This is a genomic window from Pseudoalteromonas sp. SR45-1 (genome assembly GCF_014163655.1).
Lineage (GTDB): Bacteria > Pseudomonadota > Gammaproteobacteria > Enterobacterales > Alteromonadaceae > Pseudoalteromonas > Pseudoalteromonas distincta.
Window position 1 is genome coordinate 1 of record NZ_JACJDR010000009.1, and the last position, 25,310, is coordinate 25,310.

At 39.1% G+C, this 25,310-nt stretch carries 19 protein-coding genes; 5 read left to right on the forward strand and 14 right to left on the reverse strand.

The window, feature by feature from the left end:
* Positions 1-6: 6 nt before the first annotated feature.
* Positions 7-705 (reverse strand): M48 family metallopeptidase, encoded by a 699-nt coding sequence (locus tag H5089_RS10500; RefSeq protein WP_182712178.1) that lies wholly within the window; start codon positions 703-705, stop codon positions 7-9.
* 316 nt (positions 706-1,021) lie between these two features.
* Between H5089_RS10500 and H5089_RS10505 the strand changes: the two genes are divergently transcribed.
* Positions 1,022-4,354, forward strand: coding sequence for an MHYT domain-containing protein (locus tag H5089_RS10505; RefSeq protein ID WP_182712179.1), 3,333 nt, complete (start codon positions 1,022-1,024; stop codon positions 4,352-4,354).
* A gap of 3 nt (positions 4,355-4,357) precedes the next feature.
* Entirely contained in the window at positions 4,358-5,350 is a 993-nt protein-coding gene (locus H5089_RS10510) for a two-component system response regulator (RefSeq protein ID WP_182712180.1), read from the forward strand.
* Here H5089_RS10510 and H5089_RS10515 read toward each other — a convergent pair.
* Positions 5,347-5,787, reverse strand: coding sequence for a VOC family protein (locus H5089_RS10515; RefSeq protein ID WP_182692777.1), 441 nt, complete (start codon positions 5,785-5,787; stop codon positions 5,347-5,349). The genes H5089_RS10510 and H5089_RS10515 overlap by 4 nt on opposite strands.
* 1 nt (position 5,788) lies before the next feature.
* The gene (locus H5089_RS10520) at positions 5,789-6,445 is read right to left on the reverse strand and encodes an HD domain-containing protein (protein ID WP_039487345.1); all 657 of its coding nucleotides are present in this window, start codon (positions 6,443-6,445) and stop codon (positions 5,789-5,791) included.
* 140 nt (positions 6,446-6,585) lie between these two features.
* On the opposite strand from H5089_RS10520, the gene H5089_RS10525 reads away from it, so the two are divergent.
* A complete protein-coding gene (locus tag H5089_RS10525; protein WP_002961441.1) occupies positions 6,586-7,776 on the forward strand; it encodes a class I SAM-dependent methyltransferase in 1,191 nt (396 codons plus the stop codon).
* A 30-nt stretch (positions 7,777-7,806) separates the two neighbouring features.
* On the opposite strand, the gene H5089_RS10530 is transcribed toward H5089_RS10525, so the two are convergent.
* The 11 genes from H5089_RS10530 to H5089_RS10580 all read right to left on the reverse strand — a co-directional run bounded on the left by H5089_RS10530 (position 7,807) and on the right by H5089_RS10580 (position 23,031).
* Positions 7,807-8,103, reverse strand: a complete 297-nt coding sequence (locus H5089_RS10530; RefSeq protein ID WP_007581065.1) for a PilZ domain-containing protein — start codon at positions 8,101-8,103, stop codon at positions 7,807-7,809.
* 9 nt (positions 8,104-8,112) lie between these two features.
* Positions 8,113-8,493 carry a PleD family two-component system response regulator gene (locus H5089_RS10535; RefSeq protein WP_024597850.1) on the reverse strand — a complete coding sequence of 127 codons (381 nt, stop codon included), beginning with the start codon at positions 8,491-8,493 and terminating at the stop codon, positions 8,113-8,115.
* 75 nt (positions 8,494-8,568) lie between these two features.
* Positions 8,569-12,456, reverse strand: coding sequence for an ATP-dependent RNA helicase HrpA (hrpA, locus tag H5089_RS10540; protein ID WP_182712181.1), 3,888 nt, complete (start codon positions 12,454-12,456; stop codon positions 8,569-8,571).
* A gap of 194 nt (positions 12,457-12,650) precedes the next feature.
* Positions 12,651-13,682 carry an isoaspartyl peptidase/L-asparaginase family protein gene (locus tag H5089_RS10545; RefSeq protein ID WP_182712182.1) on the reverse strand — a complete coding sequence of 344 codons (1,032 nt, stop codon included), beginning with the start codon at positions 13,680-13,682 and terminating at the stop codon, positions 12,651-12,653.
* A gap of 126 nt (positions 13,683-13,808) precedes the next feature.
* Positions 13,809-14,513: a SapC family protein gene (locus H5089_RS10550; protein WP_024597622.1), complete on the reverse strand. Its 705-nt coding sequence runs from the start codon at positions 14,511-14,513 to the stop codon at positions 13,809-13,811.
* Between the two features lie 336 nt (positions 14,514-14,849).
* On the reverse strand, positions 14,850-15,560 hold the full coding sequence (gene pgl, locus H5089_RS10555) for a 6-phosphogluconolactonase (protein ID WP_182712183.1): 711 nt from the start codon (positions 15,558-15,560) through the stop codon (positions 14,850-14,852).
* A 2-nt stretch (positions 15,561-15,562) separates the two neighbouring features.
* Positions 15,563-17,035 carry a glucose-6-phosphate dehydrogenase gene (gene zwf / locus H5089_RS10560; RefSeq protein ID WP_182712184.1) on the reverse strand — a complete coding sequence of 491 codons (1,473 nt, stop codon included), beginning with the start codon at positions 17,033-17,035 and terminating at the stop codon, positions 15,563-15,565.
* Positions 17,036-17,304: 269 nt separating this feature from the next.
* Complete coding sequence (gene pgi / locus H5089_RS10565) at positions 17,305-18,951, reverse strand: glucose-6-phosphate isomerase (protein WP_182712185.1); 1,647 nt, start codon at positions 18,949-18,951, stop codon at positions 17,305-17,307.
* Between the two features lie 401 nt (positions 18,952-19,352).
* On the reverse strand, positions 19,353-21,608 hold the full coding sequence (locus H5089_RS10570) for an aminotransferase class V-fold PLP-dependent enzyme (RefSeq protein ID WP_182712186.1): 2,256 nt from the start codon (positions 21,606-21,608) through the stop codon (positions 19,353-19,355).
* 135 nt (positions 21,609-21,743) lie between these two features.
* The gene (locus H5089_RS10575; protein WP_024606584.1) at positions 21,744-22,820 is read right to left on the reverse strand and encodes an AI-2E family transporter; all 1,077 of its coding nucleotides are present in this window, start codon (positions 22,818-22,820) and stop codon (positions 21,744-21,746) included.
* Positions 22,813-23,031 (reverse strand): sulfurtransferase TusA family protein, encoded by a 219-nt coding sequence (locus H5089_RS10580; RefSeq protein WP_182712187.1) that lies wholly within the window; start codon positions 23,029-23,031, stop codon positions 22,813-22,815. Before H5089_RS10580 ends, H5089_RS10575 begins: the two co-directional genes overlap by 8 nt.
* A gap of 145 nt (positions 23,032-23,176) precedes the next feature.
* Between H5089_RS10580 and H5089_RS10585 the strand changes: the two genes are divergently transcribed.
* Together H5089_RS10585 and H5089_RS10590 are read left to right on the forward strand one after the other, a co-directional pair.
* Positions 23,177-23,842, forward strand: coding sequence for a hypothetical protein (locus H5089_RS10585; RefSeq protein WP_024597628.1), 666 nt, complete (start codon positions 23,177-23,179; stop codon positions 23,840-23,842).
* 1 nt (position 23,843) lies between these two features.
* Positions 23,844-25,301 (forward strand): M48 family metalloprotease, encoded by a 1,458-nt coding sequence (locus H5089_RS10590; RefSeq protein ID WP_039487326.1) that lies wholly within the window; start codon positions 23,844-23,846, stop codon positions 25,299-25,301.
* Positions 25,302-25,310: the final 9 nt, after the last annotated feature.

Genomic DNA, 25,310 nt, shown 5'->3' on the forward strand with positions numbered 1-25,310 from the left:
TTAACTTCAAAATACCCATTGTAAACTCATGCTGTTTTTCTTTAGCCATGTTGATGATGCTTTATAATTAGGAAAAAAACGCTCAACGTGTTGCCAAAAAGCTTTACTGTGGTTTAAGTGACTTAAATGCGCTAACTCGTGGACAATCACATAATCAATAGCATGATAAGGCGCTCCAATTAAATGCAAATTAAATGTTAGCTCTCGCTTACTGTTACAACTTCCCCACTTTCGCTTATAAATAGCTACTTTTAGACTCGTAGGTAACTCTTCACCCATTTGTGCGCAGAAGTACGCTAAACGCATTTCTATATATGCAGTTAGTTGCTCTTTTAAATATTCTTCAAGAAGTTGCTGATATTTTTGCGAAGTATTTTTAACGCGCGAAGAGTGCGTAATAAGCAAGCTGTCGTTACTGTTTATTACTTCGGACTTAGTACCTTGCTTAAATTCTATGTTTTCAATGCTATCAAAGATTAAAATTTGTTTGTCTTTGAGCGGGTTCTGTCTGTTATCAGCAATATTGTGCTGTTTAGTTAATTGAGCATTTACCCACACCTGCTTATCAAAAAGCCATTCTTGAATGTGTTTATTACTAACAAACTGAGGGGCATATACAGTCACCTTCTTGTTATGTACTTTAATGGCAACCGTTTTACGTTTTATACTTTTCTTTAACTGATATTCAAACACTTTCATACTCATTAATGATATTGCTACGAGAAAATTCACCAGCAATTAATAAAACCAAATAAAGTGTAATTTTCGCTTAGTTAAGCCAATTCATTAGTTTTATTAAGGTTACTCGATAGAAACTTAAATATGACCATATAAATCTAACTTAGTCCTGTGACAGGCAATACATTAGAATAAAAAACACCAACTAAAAAACTAATGCCTGATAAATAAAAGAAAACTAAAAGTAATAAATTCGTTATTTTAATCACTTCATTGAATTAACAGTTTATTTATTAATTAATTAGATTAAACTTGATAAATAAAGATTATATTTTGAGCCATTATGTTATCAGCTTTTTTTATCACAGACCAAGATCCTAGCTTAATCATTAATGGCGTTTACGATCCTCTATTAGTTTCAATGTCATTGCTAATTGCTATTTTTGCAGCCTTTTTCACCATTCGGCTTATAGAGCTCGCAAAAGAAACTCAATTTCCTAGCTACCAACGTTTAGCAAATGTGACCGCTGCTACTGTTTTTTCGGCTGGTATTTGGAGTATGCACTTTATTGGTATGCTTGCCTTTTCACTGTGTACTAATATTGATTATGATCCATCAATCACTCTCCTTTCTTTTATACCAGCATTTATAGCATGTCAGTACGCTGTATCAATGCTAGTAAATAGTAAAGGGAATCTAAAAGTATTGTCGATTTGCTCCGTGTTACTAGGAGCTGGCATTGGCACTATGCATTATAGCGGCATGGCTGCAATGGATCTTGCTCCTTTACTTAGATATGATCCATTGATTTTTGCGTTATCAATCATTGTTGCTGTAGCCCTCTCCTTTATAGCCCTTTACAGTCGCTTTAATCTTGAGCGTTTTTTACCCTCTTTATCACCTCTTCAAAATAACTCAATTAGCGCTGTTATTTTAGGGTGTGCTGTTGCTGGTATGCACTACATGGGTATGGCCGCTACACGTTTTGTAGCTACATCGCCACTAATCTATGATGATGCTAATGCAACCGCAGGACTAACTTTTATCGCCATTGCAGTCGCCACAGCAACTATCGCGATTACAAGCGTGGTTGGTGTAATAAATGGTATGGTTCGCTATCGCATGCTACTTGAGGAGAAGTCGGCAAAAGAATCCCGTCTAAATGCTATTTTAGGTACCGCTATAGATGGCATTGTTACCATTGACCATGCTGGTATTATTTTAAGTTTTAATGAAGCCGCTAGTAAAATTTTTGGCTGGCAAGAAAACCAAGTTCAAGGCAAAAACGTAAAAATGCTAATGGACGATAACATTGCCAAGCACCACGACGAATACCTCTTAAATGCTCACAATGTTGATCTAGGTAAAATAATAGGCATAAACCGTGATGTATATGCAAAACACATGAACGGACATGTTTTTCCTATTCGCTTAGGTATAGGCGAAGTAAATCAGCCGGGCCATAACCCTTTATATGTTGGCTTTATTACCGACTTGACCGAACAACGCGCTTTGCAACAAAGTTTAGAAGAGAAAGAACAAAAATACCGCTCTCTTATCGATAACATGCCCGGAGTAGCGTTTAGATGTAAGTTTGATGACAACTGGACTATGTTATTTATTAGTCCAAATATAATTGAGCTTACAGGGTATAACCCAAATGAGTTTACAGAGCATTGTATCGAGTTTAATGACTTGGTCTTGAAATCAGACCAAAAACAAATAGTTGATGAAGTCACTAAAGCTGTTGATGCAAAGTCTCAATATTCTATTGAATACCGAATTAGACATAGAAATGGCAAAATTTTGTGGTTGTTAGATAAAGGGAGTATCGACTTTGATGCTCAAGGCAACCCAAAGTGGATTGATGGTGTTTTAGTCGATATTACTGAACGCAAAGAATATGAAGAAAAACTAGAGCAAGCTAAATTTAAAGCTGAAGAAGCTGCTCATGCAAAGCAATCTTTTATGGCTAATATGAGCCATGAAATACGCACCCCAATGAATTCTATAATAGGTTTTAGCGATCTATTAATGGACACCCCACTTGATCAAGAACAACAAAAGCACTTGGTTACCGTAAATAATGCAGCGCGTTCATTGCTAAGATTGTTAAATGAAATTCTTGATTCTGCAAAACTAGAACGCGGTAAGCTCACCATTGAGCCAGTCCACTTTAGCTTAAAACCAGTGATAGACAGTATTATTTCTACTTTTTGGCTAGAAGCTAAAAAGAAAGATTTAGAACTTAAACTCCATATTAAAGAATCAGTAAGTTCTACGTACTACGGCGACCCAGATCGACTCAGACAAGTACTCACTAATCTAATTGGTAACGCGATTAAGTTCACCGAAAAAGGCTCTGTTACGGTCACCGTTGGCATGACACAAAATCAGCATCTGTTTTTTGAAGTGCAAGATACCGGAATTGGTATTGCAAAAGATCGTATTCAAGCTGTATTTCAACCTTTTGAACAAGCCGATGGCACTACTACCCGCCGCTTTGGTGGTACAGGCCTTGGTACAACCATAAGTAAACAACTTGTAGAGCTTATGGGCGGAACAATAAACTTAGTAAGTGAGCTAGGTAAAGGCACCTGTTTTTACTTTTCATTGCCGCTTACTTTAGGTGACGAATCTAAAATAGATTATTTTGATGGTCTACACACCCAACTGCCTGCACTTAGAGTACTAGTAGTTGATGATATAGAGCAAAATACAGAACTACTGTCTTTGCTTCTATCACGAGATCAGCATTCAGTTACCAAAGCGTCAAACGGACTTGAAGCGATTAAAGTATTTGAAGAGCAAGACTTTGATGTCATATTAATGGATATACATATGCCATTGTGTGATGGCATACAAGCAGCACAAAAAATAAGAGCAATAGAAAACCAAAGGCAGCTTAAGTACACGCCAATTATCGCACTCACAGCAAGCGTATTACAGCAAGATAAGCTTACGGCTAAAAAAGCAGGCATGAATGGCTTTGCCAATAAACCCGTCGATATAAATCAGCTTAACCAAGAAATAGCGCAAGTGCTGGGGCTTGGTATTGCAAAAGAAATGGTTATATCGCAAAGCGATCCTAAAGCGCAGCATATAGATTTTGAAAAAGGATTAGCACTTTGGGGTTCTAAGTGTAAGCAACTTACAGAGATTACTAAGTTTGTTAGTGATAGTGATAAGCGGTTTGAGAGATTATTTAATGATAAATTATCAAACATAAAAGATGTCGATAGCCTCATTCACACACTCAAAGGTGTTGCTGGTAACTTAGGGCTAACAACGTTAATGAAGTTATTAACCGATTTAGAGCACAAGCAAAGTGATGCTAAAGTTATTAGTCTTTTAGACGATATCAAAAACGAACTACTTATTATAACGCAACTGCTGTCATCAAATACTTGCGATGAGCCAAATAGCAAGCCTGAAGATGATAGCTCAGACACTCTATCAATAGATGAAATTAAGTCACTGTGTGAAACACTTCATCAAGATGCGCAAAACGCAGAATTAAATGATGAACTACTCGCAAAGTTGCAACGCGGCGCACCTTCTACCTTTCAAAATGAAGTTGATGATATAGCCGAAGCCTTTGATGAATTTGATTTTGATAAAGCACACGTAATACTAGAAACCTTAATTGAAAAACTAACAAACAATGAGTATTAATTAATGGATTTTACGACAGATAGGCCACGGGTATTAATTGTTGACGATGAGCCTGCAAATCTAAAAGTAATGCGCGAAGTGTTAGGTAATAAATATCGTATGTCGTTTGCTAAATCTGGTGATGCCGCACTAGCACTACTTGAAAAAGAACTACCAAAGCTAATTTTGCTCGACATAATGATGCCAGATATGAATGGCTTTGAAGTGTGCCAAATAGTTAAGAGAAATCCTAAAACATCACACATCCCAATTATTTTTGTAACTGCGCTTGGCGATGAAAGCGATGAATACAAAGGTTTTGAGTTAGGCGCAGTAGATTATATTACTAAACCAATAAGCCCTGCCATTGTAAGAGCAAGGGTTAATACTCACTTGTCGCTAGTACAAGCAGAGCAATTAAAGCAAGCTCATGTAGATTTAGTAGAACGTCTAGGCCGTGCAGCGGAATATAAAGACACCGACACGGGTGAACATATAGTGCGCATGAGCCAATACAGTAAAGTATTAGCGTTAGCACTAGGTATGGATGAACAACGAGCAGAACTTTTACGTCAAGCTGCCCCAATGCACGATGTAGGAAAAATAGGTATTCCTGACGCTATCCTACTCAAACCTGGAAAGTTAACCTCTGAAGAGTTTGATCATATGAAAGAACACGCCACCATTGGCGCGCAAATTTTAGCAAACTCATCATCTCCTTTACTACAACTTGCGCATACACTTGCAATTGAACACCACGAAAAATGGGATGGCTCAGGCTATCCTAACGGGATCAAAGGCGAAGAAATATCAGTTGAAGGTAGAATTGTTGCTATAGCTGACGTATTTGATGCACTTACCTCAAAACGCCCTTACAAAGAGGCTTGGAGCGTAGAGAAAACAGTTTTGCATATGCAAGAGCAAGCAGGAACTCATTTCGATCCCGCTCTAATCGAGCTATTAGTAAAAAACTTAGACGATATTATTGCTATAAAAAATGCAAATCAAGAAAGCTAATTCTTTTTAGCACTGTGAGAGCCAAGCTCAACATTTGGGTAACAAGATTTTATATAACGATAGTCATGTGACGTAATTTCATGGCTATTGCCACTTTCATCTTTAAAGTACATAGAAAACGTTACACCATGATCTGCTAAAACTACTTTTATATTTAAACTCTCAAGATGAATACGCCATTGAATAAATTGATCCCCTGAGGCCAAAAATGCAATCCCTTTACTGCGCCCCTCTCCTTCAAACAATGCTAAACGAGAGGTTGAACAAGCATCCTCAAGCGTTAAAGGGCCTCGCCCATGCTCATTCCAAAAGGCAAGCTCTGGCACTACGCTAAAACCTAAAACCCGTTCATACCACTTAACGGCATTAGCTAAGTTATCAACATTTAAATGGCAATGATCAATGCCAGATAATTTCGGTATGCTTGTATTATTCACATTACTCACCAATTTCTGACTTTAATTGCTCTAAAAACTCATGCATATACCTTGTTCGTCTATTCGCCTCTGCTTTAGCTGATGGGGTATTCATACTATCGGCAATATGTAATAACTTTATGAAAAAATGATCAAGCGTGTATGTTTTATCATCAGCCTCGCGTTCAACACAAAAAGGGTCATTTGGGTTATATAATAACCGAGAAATTGAGCCACCAACTTTCATGCATCGGCTAACGCCAATAGCGCCCAACGCATCCATTCTGTCGGCATCTTGTACTATTTGCGCTTCAACTGTTTTAATTTTTATATTTGCGCTGAAGCTATGCGCTGCAATTGCATGATGAATCTCATCAAAAAGTGACTCGTCATAATTAATCGATTTTAAAAACTCCAATGCCTTATCAGCTGCCATAGTAGAGGCTTTTGCACGATCAGGGTGGTTTTTAGCCACCGCCACACAGTCGTGCATCCACGCTGCAGGTAATACTACTGACATGTTTGCCTGCTCCGCATTACATAACTGTATTGCAACACGCACCACTCGCTCTATATGAGTAATGTCATGAGCAACATCAGCATGCACTAAAGAGGCGATAAACCCTCTACATTGTGAGTTAAGTATTTCTAAATCAGGGCTTAAAGCGACGTCAGACAAAGTTAGGTTCCAAAAAGCTAATTAATCAATGAATTATCCGTACTTTACCGTGCTTTATGCCCCCCTTGCAAAACATTCATTGTATGTTGCTCCTTGCTTGACTAAAATACAGCGCTTATTTATTACTACTGAGAAGCCTTATGTCATCTGCCGTTTACCTACAAGCTGGTCGCGATAAATCATTAAAAAGAAAACACCCTTGGTTATTTTCAAAAGCCATCAAAAAAATTAAAGGTAAACCTGGATTAGGCGACACAGTAACGATTCACGACAGCGAAGGTAAGTTTTTAGCAACTGCTGCGTATAGCCCTCACTCACAAATTCGTGCACGTGTTTGGAGCTTTGACGAAAAAGAAGTCATCGATCAACACTTTTTTGAACGCCGTTTACGTCGCTCATTAGAAGCCCGTAGCCAAGTTATTGAAGAAGGCGGATTAACAGGGTTTCGCTTATGTGCTGCTGAGTCTGATTACTTACCAGGCGTTACAATAGATAAGTTTGACAACGTATTAGTGTGCCAGCTATTAAGCGCCGGTGCCGAGCGCCATAAAGGCGAGATTGTAGGCGCATTGATGTCTATTTTCCCCGGCTCTAGCATATATGAGCGTTCTGACGTAGATGTACGTACTAAAGAAGGCTTAGAACCAATTAAAGGCGCACTTTGGGGGAATGAACCAAAAGAGCCTGTGCTTATTGAAGAAAACGGCTTAAAAATCGAAGTTGATATAATTGAAGGTCACAAAACAGGATTTTACTTAGATCAGCGTGACAGCCGTGCTGCACTTGAGCGCTTCTCAAAAGGTAAAACTGTCCTTAACTGCTTTAGTTACACAGGTACATTCTCGTTGTATGCCCTGCGTGGTGGATGTGAGCATGTAACTAACGTAGATGTATCGCAACCCGCTTTAGATACAGCAAAACGTAATGTTGAGCATAATAACTTAGATTTAAACAAAGTGAGCTTTGTTAAGCAGGATGTATTTAAATTATTACGCCAATACCGCGACGAAGGTAGACAGTTTGATACCATCGTAATGGACCCACCAAAATTTGCTGATAATAAAGCGCAGCTAACGGGCGCGTGTCGTGGCTATAAAGATATCAACATGATTGCCATGCAAATACTAAAACCAGGCGGAACACTATTAACATTCTCATGCTCTGGTTTAATGGAACAAAACCTGTTTCAAAAAGTAGTAGCCGATGCAGCACTTGATGCAGGTAAAGACCTACTGATAATGGAGCGATTAAACCAGGCAGCCGATCATCCAATTGCTGGCAGCTACCCTGAAGGCTTTTACTTAAAAGGCTTAATCTGTAAGGTTTTTTAATATCTACTATTGAGTTTAACTGAATTCGATTTAGTTAAACTGAATGATTTCAAGACCTGCTGTTACCGTGCCATCATCTTCTTTGCTGGCACGTATTACTTTTGCAGTTGCATTTAAAGGCGCAATACTTGGATGAGTCGAATCAATGTTCACCGTCAGTAAGGTATTAGGTTCAAGCAATTCATCTAAATGAATTGATAAACCTGTTGCACTTAAATCCACGCACTCTGCGGCAAAACTTAAACCCGCTATTGGTTCTATCGTTGTTAAATTTGCAGGAGTGTTAATCTGCATGCGTCTAAAATTTCGCTTATCATCAGTAAACATATGTTACCTCTAAACAACCGTGTTAATTTCTTCCAACAAAGCACCCACTGAAAATGGCTTTACAACATACGCGTTACAACCAGCATCAAACCCTGCTTGTTTTTCAGATGGGGACTCTAGGCCCGATACCATAACAACAGGAATATTTTTTGTTTCAGGTGTGTGCTTTAGCATTCGGCATGTATCATAACCATCAAGACCAGGCATACAAACATCAAGCAAAATTATATCTGGCGGACTCGCAATTGCTGACGCAAGGCAGCTTTGCCCTGAATCTGCGTAACTAACATCAAATTTCGACGCTAGTGCGGCTTTGAGCATTTCAAAATTAAAATACTCGTCATCTACCACTAAAAGTCGCTTTGTTTTATGTTCAATCGATGAGGACATAACTATGTCGCTTCCTTTTCAAAACAAAAATAAATCCTTCTATTAAGGTACTAAGCTTAATAGAAAATGCAAGTTTTATTCTATCTCTTTTATCGCATTAAGTACCCGCTTGGCTGAAATTGGGTAAGGCGTTCCTAGTGTTTGAGCAAATAGCGACACTCTAAGCTCCTGTTGCATCCAGAAAATAGCGGTTACCTCTTGTGGTATAGGTAACCCTTTAGGCGTTTTATTAACTACTTTTTTATACTCTTGCGCTACTTTATCTAGCTCTAGTACGCATAACCTATCACGATTTGGATCCACAGGCAGCTTTTCTAAACGTTTTTGAATCGCTTTTAAATAACGAATTAAATCCGCTATTTTATCTGCGCCATGCGCGCTCACAAAACCTTTAAATATAAGTGACTCAAGCTGTGACTTAATATCGCCGTGCGCAGTTATCATGGTTAAATCAACGCGCCCTTTCATTTTTTTATGCAGGGCATGAGCAATACTTAATACTTGCTCAACTTGCGTTGCAATCGATACAACGGCATCGCCCAGCTCACCGCGTATTTGCTCTTTTACTGTTTCAAATGCTTTTTCGTCGCGTATATCACCGTGTTTTACTAATAAGCTATCAACACCTGCGGCAATACAGTCATCAATTAAATCAGCTATTTTACCAAATGGGTTAAAGTACAAACCCAGCTTTGCCTTATTCGGTAAGTTTTGTTGTAAGTACTTAATTGGCGATGGCACATTTAATAGTACTAAACGGCGCAAACCTTGTTGATGTGCTTGCTGCGCTTTTGCTTCGCTATCAAAAAGCTCCACTGCAGCGGCTGATTTTTTATCCACCAGCGCAGGGTATGCTTTTATCTCATATTGACCTTGCTTTTTAACGTATGAAGCGGGTAACTCACCAAAATCCCATTGTGTTAGGTCTGACTTTTCAATGCCTTTATCGGCTACTTTAGACAGTGTTTCGGTTACTTCACCTTGCAGCTCTGCTTTGAGCTTGGCTAAATCAAGCCCTCGTGCAAGTAACTTATCGTGTTCATCACGTACTTCAAACTGTAATCGTAAATGCGGTGCTAATGCACTTAAATCCCATGCCTCGGGATCAACCCTCACACCTGTCATTCTTAATAAACGCGTCGTTAATGCATCAATTAAGCTCCCTTGCATTGGCTCAATAGCTGCCAGCACTGCATCAGCATAGTTTGGTGCTGGCACAAAATTACGACGAAGCGATTTAGGCAATGACTTTATAAGCCCACTTATTAGCTCATGCCTAAATGCTGGTATGTGCCAGTCAAAACCACTTTCTTGCACTTGATTCAACAGCGCGACCGGTATTTGTACCGCAACGCCATCAACTGCTTGGCCTGGATCGAAATGATAAGCAAGCGGCAATATAATATTGTCTTGCTGCCATGTGTCAGGGTAGTCAAACTCAGTGATATTACTTGCACCATGCTGCATTAGCTCTTCACGAGTCATGTGTAGGTAATGCTTATTTTGTTGTTTTTGTGTTTTATACCATTTTAAAAATGCAGCGCGGTTATTAATTTCTTTGGGTATTTTTTTATCGTAAAACTCAAATAACGTTTGCTCATCAACTAAAATATCACGACGACGTGACTTATTTTCCAGAACTTGAATATCTTCTATTAGCTCACGGTTAAACGCTAAAAAGCCCTCGTTTAAGCCCAGTTCTTGCTCAACTAATGCAGTGCGCACAAAAAGCTCTCGACTCACTTTAGGGTCTATGTTGCTATAAACACAGCGGCGTTTATTTACAATAAGTAAGCCATATAAAGTTTGCTGCTCAAACGCGATTACCGCACCTGGTTTTTTCTCCCAATGTGGTTCTGTGTAACTACGTTTTACTAAGTGCTGTGCTAATGGCTCTACCCAGTTAATGTCTATTTTTGCATTTGTGCGGGCATATAACTTACTTGTCTCTACCAACTCCGCCGACATGATCCATTTGGGGCTCTTTTTAAATAAACCTGAACCTGGAAAAATATGAAACTGACTATTACGTGCCCCTTTGTATATTTGTTTTTCATCTTTAAAGCCAATATGGCTTAGCATCCCGCTTAACAACGCTTTGTGAACAAGTTCGCCATCAGCCGCTTGGCTGGTGGCTTTCATGCCCATTTCGTTACACACAGTACTTATTTGATAAACAATATCTTGCCATTCACGCAGGCGCATATAGGCTAAGAAGTCTTTTTGACACAGCTTTCTAAATTGGCTATTAGTCAGCTCGCTTTGCTGCTCTTCTAAGTAATTCCATAAGTTTAAAAAAGCGATAAAATCAGAATCTGGATCGTCAAAACGACCGTGTTTTTCATTGGCAGCAGCACGTTTTTCTTGTGGGCGTTCACGTGGGTCTTGAATAGACAACGCCGCTACAATGATAATCACTTCACGCAATGCGCCAAGTTTATGGGCTGTTAGCACCATTTTTGCTAAACGTGGGTCAACGGGTAATCGACTAAGCTCTCTGCCCGATTGCGTTAGGCTGGTTTTACTATCGCGTTTAGCTGGTTTTACCGCTTGTAGCTCTTCAAGCAATGTTAGGCCATCATTAATATTGCGGCTATCTGGCGCTTGTACAAACGGAAATTGCGCCATATCACCAAGCCCTAGCGCCAACATTTGTAAAATAACAGATGCAAGATTAGTACGTAGTATTTCAGGGTCGGTAAACTCTGGGCGTGATAAAAAATCATCCTCAGAGTACAACCTAATACAAATACCCGCTTCAACACGTCCACAACGACCCATACGCTGATTAGCACTTGCTTGTGATATAGGCTCTATTGGTAAGCGCTGTACTTTTGTACGATAGCTGTAGCGACTTATACGCGCAGTACCTGGGTCTATTACATAACGAATACCTGGCACGGTGAGTGACGTTTCGGCAACGTTAGTCGATAAAATAATATGACGACGAGAATGCGGCGCAAATATACGGTTTTGCTCTGCGTTGGATAAACGCGAGTAAAGTGGCAATACATCGGTGTGTTTTAAATTACGCTTGCTAAGTGCATCTGCGGTATCGCGTATTTCACGCTCACCATTTAAAAATATGAGAATATCGCCAGGGCCTTCAGCACACAGCTCATCAACGGCATCAAAAATACCTTGTAGCTGATCGCCTTCCGCTTCCATATCATCTTTATTAATATCAGTAATAGGGTTGTAGCGCACATCAACAGGGAAAGTACGACCCGATACTTCTATAATGGGCGCATCATCAAAGTGCTTTGAAAAACGCTCAGGATCGATAGTCGCTGAGGTAATTATTATTTTTAAATCAGGGCGTTTTGGAAGCAGGTTTTTTAAGTAACCTAAAATAAAATCAATATTTAAACTACGCTCATGCGCTTCATCAATAATAATCGTGTCGTATTGATTTAAAAAACGGTCTTGCTGAATTTCAGCCAGCAAAATACCGTCAGTCATTAATTTAATATACGTATTATTAGATACCTGATCGCTAAAACGAATTTTAAAGCCAACTTGCTGGCCAAGTTCACACTTCATTTCTTCAGCAATACGATTAGCCACAGTACGCGCTGCTAATCGACGTGGTTGCGTATGACCAATTAAACCATCAACACCGCGACCAAGCTCTAAACACATTTTAGGTATTTGCGTTGTTTTACCTGAGCCCGTCTCACCGGCAATAATAACCACTTGGTTATTTGCAATGGCGTCTTTAATTAATTCCTTTTTTTGACTTACCGGCAATTGCTCAGGGTAAGTCACTTTAGGGAGGCCAGCTAAGCGTTTATCGCGTAATTTTTGGCTACGGGTTATATCAGCCGCTATTTTTTCAAGCGCGTTGGCATGCTTGTTTTCATCCGTTATTTTTTTTACGCCATGTAAGCGTTTTTTGAAAATGAATTGATCTTTTTTTAAGCACATTTTTAGCTCGCCAAACAACTGACCTAGGTTTACCACCCGCATACCTTATAAAATTAGTTAAAGAGCCGTAATTGTATCAAATTAAACGGCTGGGGTTAATCCTACAAAATGCATAACGCGGGGTTGTTTGTTATATAAACGCTGCTATTGAACTAAACTGTGAATAATAAATTTATTTTAAACAATTATTTTCAGGGCTAACTACATTGAATAAATTAAATGACGTTGACTTATTCGTCACTAAAAATGCCCACGTAGGTCGCTTGCGTATTCGATTTACTTGCCCGATACATGCCAGAGGTATTAAACGGTAAGCTAATATTACCCTTTGCATCAATAATAATTACGCCGCCAGTGCCGCCAATAGGCTTAAGCACACCGTTTATAACTTCATCCCCAGCTTCGGCTATGGTTTTACCTTGGTACTTAACTCGCGCACATATATCGCTCGCTACATTATAGCGAATAAAGTATTCACCATGCCCTGTTGCCGATACCGCGCACGATTCATTTTCAGCAAATGTTCCGGCCCCAATTACCGGCGCATCCCCCACACGACCATAACGTTTTGCGGTCATACCACCTGTTGATGTACCTGCCGCTAAATTACCATTTTTATCAAGCGCCACTGCGCCAACCGTGCCCATTTTGTAAGAGTTAGGTAATGCTTTGTGCGCGGCTTGGTACTCTTTACTGGTTGCTTTGGCTTTATCTAATTTTTGTTTTGCTTTTAAAAGCGCTTTGTAACGAGGCTCGGTATCAAATAAGTTATTTTCGACAAGCTCAACACCTTGCTCTTTAGCAAACTCTTCAGCGCCTTGGCCGCTAAGCATTACATGCACGGAGTTATCCATTACCAAACGTGCTAATTTAATCGGGCTCTCAATATGTTTTACACCTGCAACAGCGCCGGCTTCACGGTTTCGACCATCCATTATAGATGCATCAAGTTCATGCCCGCCATCGTAAGTGTATACCGCTCCGCGTCCTGCATTAAAATAAGGCGATTGCTCTAATACTGTAATGGCCGCTATCACCGCATCTAAACTTTCACCGCCTTGGTGCAATACTTTATAGCCTGTCTCTACTGCTTCACTTAATTTAGCGCGGTACTGTTTTTCTTGAGTGGGTGTAAACCGTGCTTTTTCGATGGTCCCTGCCCCACCATGAATCGCAATGGCAAATGGAGTCTCTGCTGCTAATACGCTATTACTTAAAGCAAAAAGGCTGCTCGCAAAAATTGCTAATAATGGTGTTTTCATAATAAGTTCTTTTATGGGGAAGTTATAAACTAATGTGAATGGTTGAGAGCTTAATTTCAACTAAAGTGAGTTTAATGGCATAAAAAAAGCGCCTTAAGGCGCTTTTTAAATTTAACGTGTTTGTAATTAAGCTTGTTTTGCTTTTAAACGCGCTAAACGTGCTACTTGATGAGTAGACGTTAAGAAAGAATAAATTGGTGCTAAGTAACCACGTTTACGAAGCTCTAAGAAATCAGCATCGCTTAATTCGTTTAGCTTTTTCTCATCGATAAGGTAAATACCGTTGATGTCTTTTTTCTCGCCTTTAATATCTACTGTTAGCGTTTGCGCAATTAGTAGCTCTTTATCAGCAAGGAATTTAGTGAACGCTTCAGTTACTTGAGAAAACTCAATAAATGATACTAGCGCTTCTTTACGACGTTTTAGGTAATCTGTTTCTTCGCCGTTTTCAAATAATGCATTACCTTCGTCTTCACCAACAAGCGCACTTGCTTCGTCAATTACGATACCGTATTGATCTTGATCTGGGTGTTTAACTAAACCCAGTGGGTAACGAGTAGATGCCATAGGTGCAAATGCTGCAGTCCATTTACCATCTTCTACAAAAAGGTTTTCGCCTGGCTCTAAGCCAAACATAGCAACTGCTTGAAAAGTGCCGGTTTCGTTATTTTTAACGAATGACATTGGAAACTCGTTTGCTACACGTGCAAACTCATGTGCAACTACTGGCACTAAGTGTTGAGTTTTCATGAATTCTACATTGATGCCGTTTTGAATTTTAGTGTTGGCATGTTTTTCGTTGTGTAAAGGCTGTACTTGTTGCTCCGCCATGTTACTGCTCCGTTTATTTTAATTTATATGTTTCATTGTTAATGCCTTTAGGCTAATGCTTTTGAGCTAAAAAAGGAAGGGAAACTTTTATGACAACAACCATGAAAAAATAAAATTTAACTAAATCTGAACGTTGCTAAAAAACATACAGCTCAAACTCATAAATTTTGTTCAAAAACAACACACTTCGTGGTTAATTTTAATACAAACCAAAGTTATTCATTAACATTGGTTAACAGTTCAAAGCTATTTTTTTGCAGTGTTTAGGCTTAAATTTAAGCAAATAAAAAAGGCCGCTTATATAAGCGGCCTTTAAAAGTTAAATTGGCATCTAAATTAAGGCGCCCAATATACTTCAATATTGATACTTGGGTGATTAAGCACAGCGCGCAGTGGCATGTCATTAACATCGCCTCCCGCTTTTGCTTGCTTATAAACAGCCAGTTTCTCTTCACCACTAATTAAAAGCTTAACCACTTTAGATTGCGCAATGGCATTTAAAGTTAATGTCATTCGCTCAGTAATACTACCCGTCACATCACTTTGTATCGCATTAATCGCACATACTGTTTGCTCAGTTGTTAAACCATGCTCTAAACCGTCTGCATTTGGGAATAACGACGCTGTATGGCCATCTGGACCCATTCCTAAAATGGTCACATCATATGGCGTTTTTAACGCACTGTATGCTGCGTCACATACTCGCCAGCCTTGCTGTGCGGTTGCCGCTTCGTTTTTCATGGTAATAAAGTTAGCTGCGCTACCGTAGTTTTGTAATAACGTACTTTTAATAAAAGCTTCGTTACTTTTTTCATGGCTTGGATCTACCCAACGTTCATCAACCATAGCAACATCAACATGTTGCCAGTCTAAATCAAGCGTTGATAAATGCTTATACGCAGGTGCTGGCGACGAGCCACCTGATACCATGAGTACAGCACGGCCATCGTTTTTAATGCCATCACGTAATGATTGCTCAAGCGTTGCAGAAAGCTCAGCTGTTAACGCGTCTTTATCGTCAAAAAACTTTTCAACTAGTGTTGCCATGCTTATACCTTATCGCCTGTGTTAAACCATACGTGGTTGTTTTCTGCTAATAATTCATCAGCATCATCAGGTCCCCAACTACCAGAACGGTAAAGCGCAGGTTTGCCTTTGCCTTGCCATCTATCAATAATTGGATCAATCCACTTCCACGCTTGACGAACTTCATCACGGTGAATAAATAACGACGGGTTATCAGCAGCAGCATCAAGCATTAAACGCTTGTACGCATCTGAATGGAAACCATTGCTGTAAGCTTGTGAAAGCTCAATATTCATTGTTACTGGCTCAAGTTGCATTTGAAGATTATCAAGGCGCTTAGACATAAGCGTTAGTTGAATTGTTTCCTCTGGCTGCAAACGAATAACAAGGCGATTCGGCTCGATATTACCCACGTTATCTTCGTAGATATTGTGAGATACTTTTTTGTATTCAACCACAATTTCTGCACAGCGCTTAGCCATACGTTTACCCGTACGAAGGTAAAATGGAACACCTGCCCAGCGCCAGTTATCAATATGCGCGCGAATAGCTACAAACGTTTCTGTTTTACTAGAACCTTCATTTAGCTCTTCTAAGTAACCCGGTACAATTTTACCGTTTAAGTCACCTGGTACGTATTGACCACGAACAATATTTTCATCAACATCACCATCTACAAGCGGGCGAAGTGCTTCTAATACTTTTAGTTTTTCGTTACGAATGCTGTTAGCGTTTAGCTTATTAGGCGACTCCATTGCAACTAAGCAAAGTAGTTGTAATAAGTGGTTTTGAACCATGTCACGAAGTGCACCGGCTTTATCATAAAAACCAGCGCGGCTTTCAAGACCAACCGTTTCTGACAAGCTAATTTGAATATTATCAATAGATTTAGCATCCCACATATTTTCAAACAATGAGTTTGAAAAACGCAGCGCCATTAAGTTTTGTACTGTTTCTTTACCTAAGTAATGGTCAATACGGAAAATTTGTTCTTCATTAAAAAACTCTGCAATTTTTCCATTAATTGCTTCAGCAGAATCACCGCAATAACCAATTGGCTTTTCCACAACAACGCGTGATGTAGGGGTAATTAAACCTTTAGTCGATAATATTTCACAACATGTGCCGTAAACAGCAGGCGGAAGCGATAAGTAAAACACGCGAGACTTAGTGCTTTCGTGCTCATCTAAAATGCCTTTTAGCACATCCCAGTTGTCGTCTGCTTCTGTAACATTACTTACCACTGGCACTAAAAAAGTAGAAAACGCTTTCCAATCTTTAGCGTTAAACTCACCTTTGCTTAAAAATTCTTGTAATGCTTTATGCGCTGTTTCTATGTATTCAGCACGTTTCGATTCTTCGCGCACTGTTGGTAGGATACGTGAGCCTTCAGGTAAGTTACCTTCTTGATATGCTCTGTACATTGCAGGTAGCAATTTGCGTAACGCAAGATCACCACCGCCCCCAAAAATTATAATATCAAAAGGATTAAGCATAGTTACTCTCTACGTTGTGATACCCAGTACATTTTGTAAATGCGCGGGTATGCCTATTTATTGCTAGATTAGATGGCTTTTATAGCTGTATTTAAATAAAAGCCTGCTGAATTGTTCTGTATCGATGATTTATTATTATTGTTTATCATTGCGCTTATTAAATGAGCCTTAGGGGCCCTGTATCTCCTCTCACAAAAATACAGACCCTAAGCACTCCAGCGCTACCCGTTCAAAGGTACTCGGTTTACTTACTTGCGTAAGCGAATTTTTTACTGCGTACGGTTTTGTTTGTAGTACGCCATTAAGCCGTTTGTAGAACTATCATGAGCGTGTTTCACGCTATCATCAGTGAGTTCACTCTCAATTTTAGATGCTAAACCTTTACCCAGCTCTACACCCCATTGGTCAAACGAGCATATTTCTAAAATAATGCCTTGGCAAAATATCTTATGCTCATACAGTGCAATTAAACGGCCCACTGTTTTAGCATCTACTGTATCTAATAGCATAGACGTTGTAGGACGATTGCCTTGATGAATTTTATGATTTAATAACTCATCAATCTCTGCTTGCGATTTACCCTTAGCGGTTAAATCAGCTGTAACTTGCGCTGCATCTACACCACTCATCATCGCTTCTGTTTGAGCAAAGAAGTTCGATAATAAAATATCGTGATGCTTATCAACATTCACTTGTGGCTTAACTGATGCAATAAAATCTGCAGGTACAATTACATTACCTTGGTGTAAACACTGATAAAATGCGTGCTGGCCATTAATACCCGTCATGCCCCAAATAATTGGAACCGTAGTATAAGGTACCGTTTCGCCTGCAAAGTTAACGTGTTTACCGTTACTTTCCATTTCGCCTTGCTGTAAATACGCAGGCAACATATGCAGTGCTTGATCGTACGGTAATATAGCTTGCGCTGTATAACCTAAAAAGCTCGTATTCCATACACTAAGCAATGCCATAATTAATGGTATATTTTGCTCAAACGGCGCAGATTTAAAGTGCTCGTCTATTTCAAACGCACCTTCTAAAATTGCTTCAAAGGCGTCGTAGCCTAAATATAAAGCAATTGGTAAGCCTATCGCACTCCAAAGTGAAAAGCGACCACCAACCCAATCCCACATAGTGAATACGTTTTCGTCGCTGATACCAAAGGCTGCCGTTTTTTCTAAATTTGTACTTACTGCAACAAAATGCTTTGCAATTGTACTTTCATCTTTTGTTGTTTGTAAAAACCAGTCAACCGCCGTCTTTGCGTTTGTCATGGTTTCTGACGTAGTAAATGTTTTTGACGAAATAACAAATAATGTTGTTTCAGGGTCAATGGCTTTTAATATAGACGAAATTTGTACACCGTCAGCATTAGATACGTAGTGAACATTTAACGTATCATCAGCAAGTGCTTTTAATGCCTCAGTTGCCATTTGTGGACCAAGGTTAGAGCCACCAACACCAATACTTACAACATCTTTTACCGCTTTGCCGGTATAGCCTAACCATTTACCGCTACGAACTTTTTCTACAAACACTTTAATTTTAGCTAATTCGTTGTCTACGGCTTGTGTCACGTTTTCGCCATCAACAATTAATGGAGTGTGAGCACGGTTACGAAGTGCCGTATGCAAAACTGAGCGATCCTCAGTGATATTTATTTTTTCACCGCTAAACATTTTATCGCGCCACGATGCAATATCGCATTCTTTAGCAAGCGACATTAAGTTAGCAAAAACATCATTATCAACAAGTTGCTTAGAATAGTCGAATAATACGCCTGGTACTTGAGTAGAAAACTGAGAAAAGCGCGTGTCATCTTGTGCAAATAACGTTTTTAGATGTGTTTGTTTCATCTTAGCTGCACTTTGTTCTAGTGCTTGCCAACTTGCTAGTTGCGTTCGGTTAGACATGGAAATATCCTCTATTTTTTTCAATCAATTGATTTAAAAATGTTTTTTTATAAAAGCAAAACTCTTAATACTACTTATTCACACTAAATTAAAGCGCAAATAGTATAACTAAAAATGCAAAAAAAGTGCTGTTTTTATAATTTTATGTGCAGATGATAACGCAATTTTTAGCTTTTGACACCGGTATCATAAAAATTTTATAAATTAATTTACCTGTAATTTTAAAGGCAACGGCATAGCTTAATCAATCAAAATGAAATATTAATGAATTTTTATAAGCGCTGCTAATTACTTTTCATAGTTATTCACTAATTACTGTAATTGTTTGCCTTGCAAACAAATAAACCTTAAAAACAAAAAATCGGCTCTAAAGCCGATTTTGTATAAATTAAAATCTTTGCTTAATTACTAAGCGCTAGCCCACCACTTAGGTTATAAACAGTTTTGTACCCTAGCTGCATTAAATTGCTCGCAGCAATCTTTGAGCGGTTACCACTGCGGCATAATAAAATATAGTTGTTATTTTTACTTAACTGCCCTTCAAATACCGCATTTGCCATTCTGCTAAGCGGTATATTTAATGTTTTTTCATCTAGTGTATTAAATAACTGAGCAACATTATTTGCTCCATGTTCATACGGCTCCCGAGTATCTATTAAATACACATCGCTGGTGTTTAACATTGCTTTAGCGTCATCAAAATTTAATTGCTGTGTATCAATCTCAGGCAATGCATTTACATAACCACACAATTGCGTGTTATTTACTTGCTTTGAAGCGTCGTACTGCTGCTTTTGTATTGTAAATTCATCAACTGAAATACTGCCGCTTACTAACGCATTGAGTAATGGCGTTTGGTTTTGTTGTACAGCCCAGTTCATGGCAAAACATTGTTGGTAGTCGTGCCCTGAGCAAATAATGCTGGTGCTATTAAGTTGCTTGCTTATTGCTAAAATAGAGCGTGCCATTGCTTTTGCATCCCCACCTATAAGCGATGTATTGCCAAGCCCTGCAGGCAAAATTAAATCACCACAAAAACAATAACGCGTTTCGCCATTACTATTTTTTAATAAATAACTTACGCTATCTTTGCTGTGCCCAGGTGTCGCTATTTTTTCAAGTACGTCATTTGCTAAGCTAATACTTTCTGCATTTAGTGGCCAACCTAAAGCATCAACCTCACCTTTTACAACTCTTGATGCAAGAACGCTGGTTAATAAATTAGTCGCTGACTCTCGCTCTTGATGCAGATGAGTATTAAGCACCGCTGATATAGTTAAGTTTTGTGTATTGGCTATTTTTTCAAAACGCGGAATAAGCTCAACAATCGGGTCTATTATAACTGCGCGCTTATCATCGCTTACATAAAGCCAACTACATGCTCCTTGGTGCCTAAACTGAGTAAGGCCAAGTGCGCACACCTCTTGTTGTGGTGTAGTGCTATCAGATACAATTAAACAGTTAGCCTGTAGTATTGCTTTAAGAGCGCGAATCCGCACACAAGCATCATCAATATCGTGTTGTGTTGCCGCAGGTCCAAACGATAGCCTAATCGCATTTTCACTTTGCCACTTACTTGCACCCATTGCATCTAAAACAAAACTTGTTGATGCGCCCGTACTACAAGCCGAGCCACCACTTACGCGAATGCCCGCAGCATCAAATAAATCAATCACTTCTTTGCTCGTTAAATCGTTTACCGCAAAGTTAAGTGTGGTAGGCACGCTATAAGCAAAATCATGATTGAATGTAATATCGCCAAAGGTGTCTTTTATCGCGCTTTGTAACTGGCTTCGATAAGAGTTTAGTGTGCTAATTGGTTTAAATGTATCGTCTGATTTATCAAGCAACATACTAAATAGTTTGTTTAACCCTGCAATACCGGGTAGATTTTCGGTGCCTGAACGCATTCCACTTTCTTGACCGCCACCCGCTATAAAAGGTGTATACGCACTGCCACTACGAATATATAAAAAGCCAATACCTTTAGGTGCGTAAAGCTTATGCCCCGAAAAAGGAGCGTAATCAATAGTTGTATTACTCAGTGCGAGCGCTTGTTTACCGAGTGCTTGTACGCAATCCACCATCCACGATACATTTTTGTTACGGCTACGAATTACCTGCTCTATAGCGTGTAAATCTTGATATACACCGGTTTCGTTATTAACGGCCATGGTGCAAATCATCAAAGCGTTATTAATATGCTCTGCGATAAAATCTAAATCTAAAATACCGTTACTATCAACCGGAATAGCAAGCACCTGAGCATTAACATCAAGTACGCTATTCCAATGCTTGAGTGTATTTGGCACCGCTTTATGCTCAGTTGCGCCATATAATAATAAAGGGTTTTTAATAGACTGCTTTTTAGCATTAATTAATGTAGAAACCACCGCAGTTTGAATACCCTCCGTTGCACCAGAGGTAAATAGGATATCGCCATTAGTTGCGCCAATAACCGTGCGTGCCTTTTGACGTGTTTGTTCTAATAAATGCTTGGCTTGAATACCTGTGATATGCGGGCTTGAAGGATTACCAAAACATATTTGCATGGTATGAGAAACAACATCAGCAATACAAGGCAACACAGGGGTCGTTGCATTTGCATCAAGGTAAACTTGTTTTACTGGCTCATCGTGCAATAAAAACTCAGACATTAAAAAACGCACCTTATTACTAAAAAATATATCTTATTACCAATAGTACATAAATTTACAGGTAATGAGTAATAATCAATTAGCACTAGAGGTGCGTTTACTATGCTTTTTTAAACTAAAAGTCTGTTTGCTTAACTATTCACTGAGCTCTTTGCTGATCTCTTCGTGCGTTGACGACCAAGCTGTTATTAGCGCTTTTACTAATGAGGCCAGTGGGATGGCAAAAAATACACCCCAAAATCCCCATAAGCCACCAAAAAATAATACCGCGACAATTATAAATACCGGATTTAAATCAACTGCCTCAGAAAACAACAGCGGTACAAGTACATTGCCATCAAGCGCTTGAATAATTCCATAAATAATTAAAATGGTCCAAAACTGCGTTTCTAATCCAAACTGAAACAGTGCAACTGCCGCTACCGGAATAGTGACGAGTGCCGCGCCAATAAATGGAATTAATACCGAAAAGCCAACAAGTACACCAAGTAAAGCTGCATAGCGCAAATCTAAAACAGTAAATGCAATGAAAGACACACCACCAACAATTAAAATTTCGAATACTTTACCGCGAATGTAATTCATAATTTGTTGGTTCATTTCGTTCCACACTTGTAAAATCAAGCGCCGTTGCTGCGGGATCAGTTTAGCTATACTCCCTGTCAGCTCCAGCTTATCTTTAAGCATAAAAAACACCAGTAATGGCACAAGTACCAAATATATAAGCCAAGCAACAACATCTTTTAAAGACGTAAGTGAAAACGATAATACCGCTTGACCAAACTCAATAATTTTAGCTTCTACGGTTGCAACAATTGCTTGTACTTGTTCTATATTAATTAAACTTGGGTATTGTTCAGGTAAAGCCATTAAATAAGACTTCCCCTGCTCTAGCATATGCGGTGTTTCTTGCACTAAGTTACTGGTTTGCTTCCAAAGCACTGGGCCAATAACTAAAATAAGGGTGAGCATAATGCTAATAAATATCAACATTACAATAATTGTTGCAGTAAAACGTTTTAAGCCAACACGCTCTAAATGAACAACCGGCCAATCTAGTAAATAAGCGATAACCAGTGCAACAAGCACAGGAACAATTAACGCGCCAAAAAAGTAAAGTAAGGCAACTGATACCAATAATAAAAATAATAAGGTAGACGAATGAGGATCCGAGAACTTCCTTTCGTACCATGTTTTTACGTATTCAAACATGTAATGGCTCCACTAATAACAACCCACGTTGTTTATCAAAATTGTAACTATAAGCATTTTTTTGCAAAAAACGTTCAATGTCGTTCGCACTTTCACCTTCATTAAGACTAAAAGTGATGCGTTGTTTTGATGACTGTGCACTTCGAAGCGCAAGCTTAAACTGCACAAACTGCTGAGGACACTTAAACTCTTTTAAATCGCGCTCTACCATAACTACTTTATCCGTATAGTAAATGAATAATAAGTCGCATATTTACGGTCTACGTATTTATATACTCAAACTGTTGTAACTTTTTGTTAAAACAATTCCTGCAATAGTTTATCCTTATAACATAACTAGTAGTAAGGATAAGTTAATGCCTGGCACGCATAATAAAGCGCAACTACCAAGTAATCCAACACTCAAAGAGATTAATTGGTTTAAAAAGCAGATTAATTGGGGCGAACTACCTCCTTTTTATCACCTTGTTGCCTCATCAATAAGCGAATCAGAAGGAATTTTAGATCATGGGTTCGACAATGCAGTTAAACAACTTTTAGATAAACGTAATTGGAACTTAGATTTATTAGAAGGCTATGAAGATAACTTAGGTGAAATACATACCAAACATAAGCCACGTATTGCGCTGCACCAAGTGTTTACCGACAGAGGCTTTGAGCTATGGGCACAGCCCTATGCTAAAGATGTTATTGTTGATCAATACATAAAAAACAATCGCTTTATGGAATTTAGAGTGTGGGACCCACATTCAATGAAAAACTTGATCAGAATAAGTCAGTTACATAAGTTTATTGGCTTTTATTTTGAACGGGGCGACAAAGCAGATAAAGCCATTATTTTACATGCACACAAAGTAGTACATAAAATTATTACTTTTTTGCAGCGAGAATTGAACGTTGTAAAGCTTGATGGAGTCACAATAAAAGAACTATACCAATTGTGCGAAAAAGACAGCCGTGCAAGCAGTGACGAAATAGACATAGCCAAAATTGCAATTGGCGAACAAATTAACAAGGAATAAAATGCAGCTAAAATCAGCATTTATCACTTTATGCAGTGCTGCGCTTACGTTTAGCTTATTAATAAGCGAACCTTTAAAAGCGCAAACCAACTTTACGCTTCCTGATTTAGGAACATCTGCATTACAAGCACTGCCACTCGAAAAAGAACAAGCCATTGGCGAAGTAATGATGATGCAAATACGAGGCTCATCACCAGTAATAAATGACCCAGTGCTTGATGAATACCTTACAACTATTGGCCGTAAACTCGTTGCTAATGCTAATGACGTGCGCTTTCCGTTTTCGTTTTTTTGGATAAACAACTCAGAAATAAATGCCTTCGCCTTTTATGGCGGCCATGTAGGCGTGCATACAGGGTTAATAGCTCAAGCCGATAACGAGAGTCAGTTTGCCTCAGTGCTTGGTCACGAAATTGCTCACGTAACACAGCGCCACTTAGCACGAAGAATACAACAACAACAAGATAACAGCGCGCTGACTATTGCCGGTATGATAGCCGGCATATTAGCAACCGTTGTTGCACCAGATGCGGGTATTGCGATTATATCTGCCAGCCAAACACAATCTGCTTTTAGTCAGTTAACGCATAGTCGCTCAGCCGAGCAAGAAGCTGACCGCATAGGCATGCAAACGCTTAACAATGCAGGCTTTGATGCTCGTGCATCAAGCGAATTTTTAACTAAACTTGCCGCGCAAATTCGTTATAAATATAAACCACCTGCGTTTTTACTTACTCACCCATTACCAGAGAGTCGAGTATCTGATGTACGTTTGCGTGCAGAGCAATTTCCTGTGCGTCATATGAGTGCCAGTCTTGAGTTTAATTTAGCTAAAAGCCGCGTGCTTGCGCGCTACGACAACAAACCAGAAAACGCCGAAGACCTATTTAGAAAACGACTACGCGAAAATAGCTACGATAACACCGCTTTAAAGTACGGTTTAGCTATTAGCTTACTTGATCAAAAAAAGCTTGATGAAGCAGCCCCAATACTAGACGAGCTTTTAAAAAACGATCCTAAAAACCTATTTTATATAGATACCCATACCGATTTACTCATCGCGCAAAAAAAGGCAGATGAAGCCGTAAAATTTTTAGCCGATTTAAATCAGTATCGCCCTAATAATCAGGTAATTACGCTCAACTATGCCAACGCAGCACTTGAAGCTGAGCAATATGAACTAGCCGAAAATATTTTGAAAAGTTTTTTACTCGAAAAGCCAGATCATAACCTAGGTAAGCAACTTCTGGCTGATGCGTATAAAAAACAAGATAAATTAGCCTCATATCACGAAGCGAACGCCGATGTATTGGCTCAATACGGTGCTTATTTAAAAGCCGCAGACGAAGTACAAAAAGCACTTAACTTCGTAGAGCCAACCGAACTTGTAAAGCAACAACGTTTAAAAGCACTACTTACCCAGTATCGACTTTTACAAAAAGAGCTTGCAAGACTTTAAGTCTGCAAG

What these genes read in the sequence shown, in the direction of transcription:
- H5089_RS10500 (WP_182712178.1), bottom strand. Translation starts at nt 705, where the DNA reads ATGAGTATGAAAGTGTTTGAATATCAGTTAAAGAAAAGTATAAAACGT.
- H5089_RS10505 (WP_182712179.1), top strand. Translation starts at nt 1,022, where the DNA reads ATGTTATCAGCTTTTTTTATCACAGACCAAGATCCTAGCTTAATCATT.
- H5089_RS10510 (WP_182712180.1), top strand. Translation starts at nt 4,358, where the DNA reads ATGGATTTTACGACAGATAGGCCACGGGTATTAATTGTTGACGATGAG.
- H5089_RS10525 (WP_002961441.1), top strand. Translation starts at nt 6,586, where the DNA reads ATGTCATCTGCCGTTTACCTACAAGCTGGTCGCGATAAATCATTAAAA.
- H5089_RS10530 (WP_007581065.1), bottom strand. Translation starts at nt 8,103, where the DNA reads ATGTTTACTGATGATAAGCGAAATTTTAGACGCATGCAGATTAACACT.
- H5089_RS10535 (WP_024597850.1), bottom strand. Translation starts at nt 8,493, where the DNA reads ATGTCCTCATCGATTGAACATAAAACAAAGCGACTTTTAGTGGTAGAT.
- H5089_RS10545 (WP_182712182.1), bottom strand. Translation starts at nt 13,682, where the DNA reads ATGAAAACACCATTATTAGCAATTTTTGCGAGCAGCCTTTTTGCTTTA.
- H5089_RS10550 (WP_024597622.1), bottom strand. Translation starts at nt 14,513, where the DNA reads ATGGCGGAGCAACAAGTACAGCCTTTACACAACGAAAAACATGCCAAC.
- pgl (WP_182712183.1), bottom strand. Translation starts at nt 15,560, where the DNA reads ATGGCAACACTAGTTGAAAAGTTTTTTGACGATAAAGACGCGTTAACA.
- zwf (WP_182712184.1), bottom strand. Translation starts at nt 17,035, where the DNA reads ATGCTTAATCCTTTTGATATTATAATTTTTGGGGGCGGTGGTGATCTT.
- pgi (WP_182712185.1), bottom strand. Translation starts at nt 18,951, where the DNA reads ATGTCTAACCGAACGCAACTAGCAAGTTGGCAAGCACTAGAACAAAGT.
- H5089_RS10570 (WP_182712186.1), bottom strand. Translation starts at nt 21,608, where the DNA reads ATGTCTGAGTTTTTATTGCACGATGAGCCAGTAAAACAAGTTTACCTT.
- H5089_RS10575 (WP_024606584.1), bottom strand. Translation starts at nt 22,820, where the DNA reads ATGTTTGAATACGTAAAAACATGGTACGAAAGGAAGTTCTCGGATCCT.
- H5089_RS10580 (WP_182712187.1), bottom strand. Translation starts at nt 23,031, where the DNA reads ATGGTAGAGCGCGATTTAAAAGAGTTTAAGTGTCCTCAGCAGTTTGTG.
- H5089_RS10585 (WP_024597628.1), top strand. Translation starts at nt 23,177, where the DNA reads ATGCCTGGCACGCATAATAAAGCGCAACTACCAAGTAATCCAACACTC.
- H5089_RS10590 (WP_039487326.1), top strand. Translation starts at nt 23,844, where the DNA reads ATGCAGCTAAAATCAGCATTTATCACTTTATGCAGTGCTGCGCTTACG.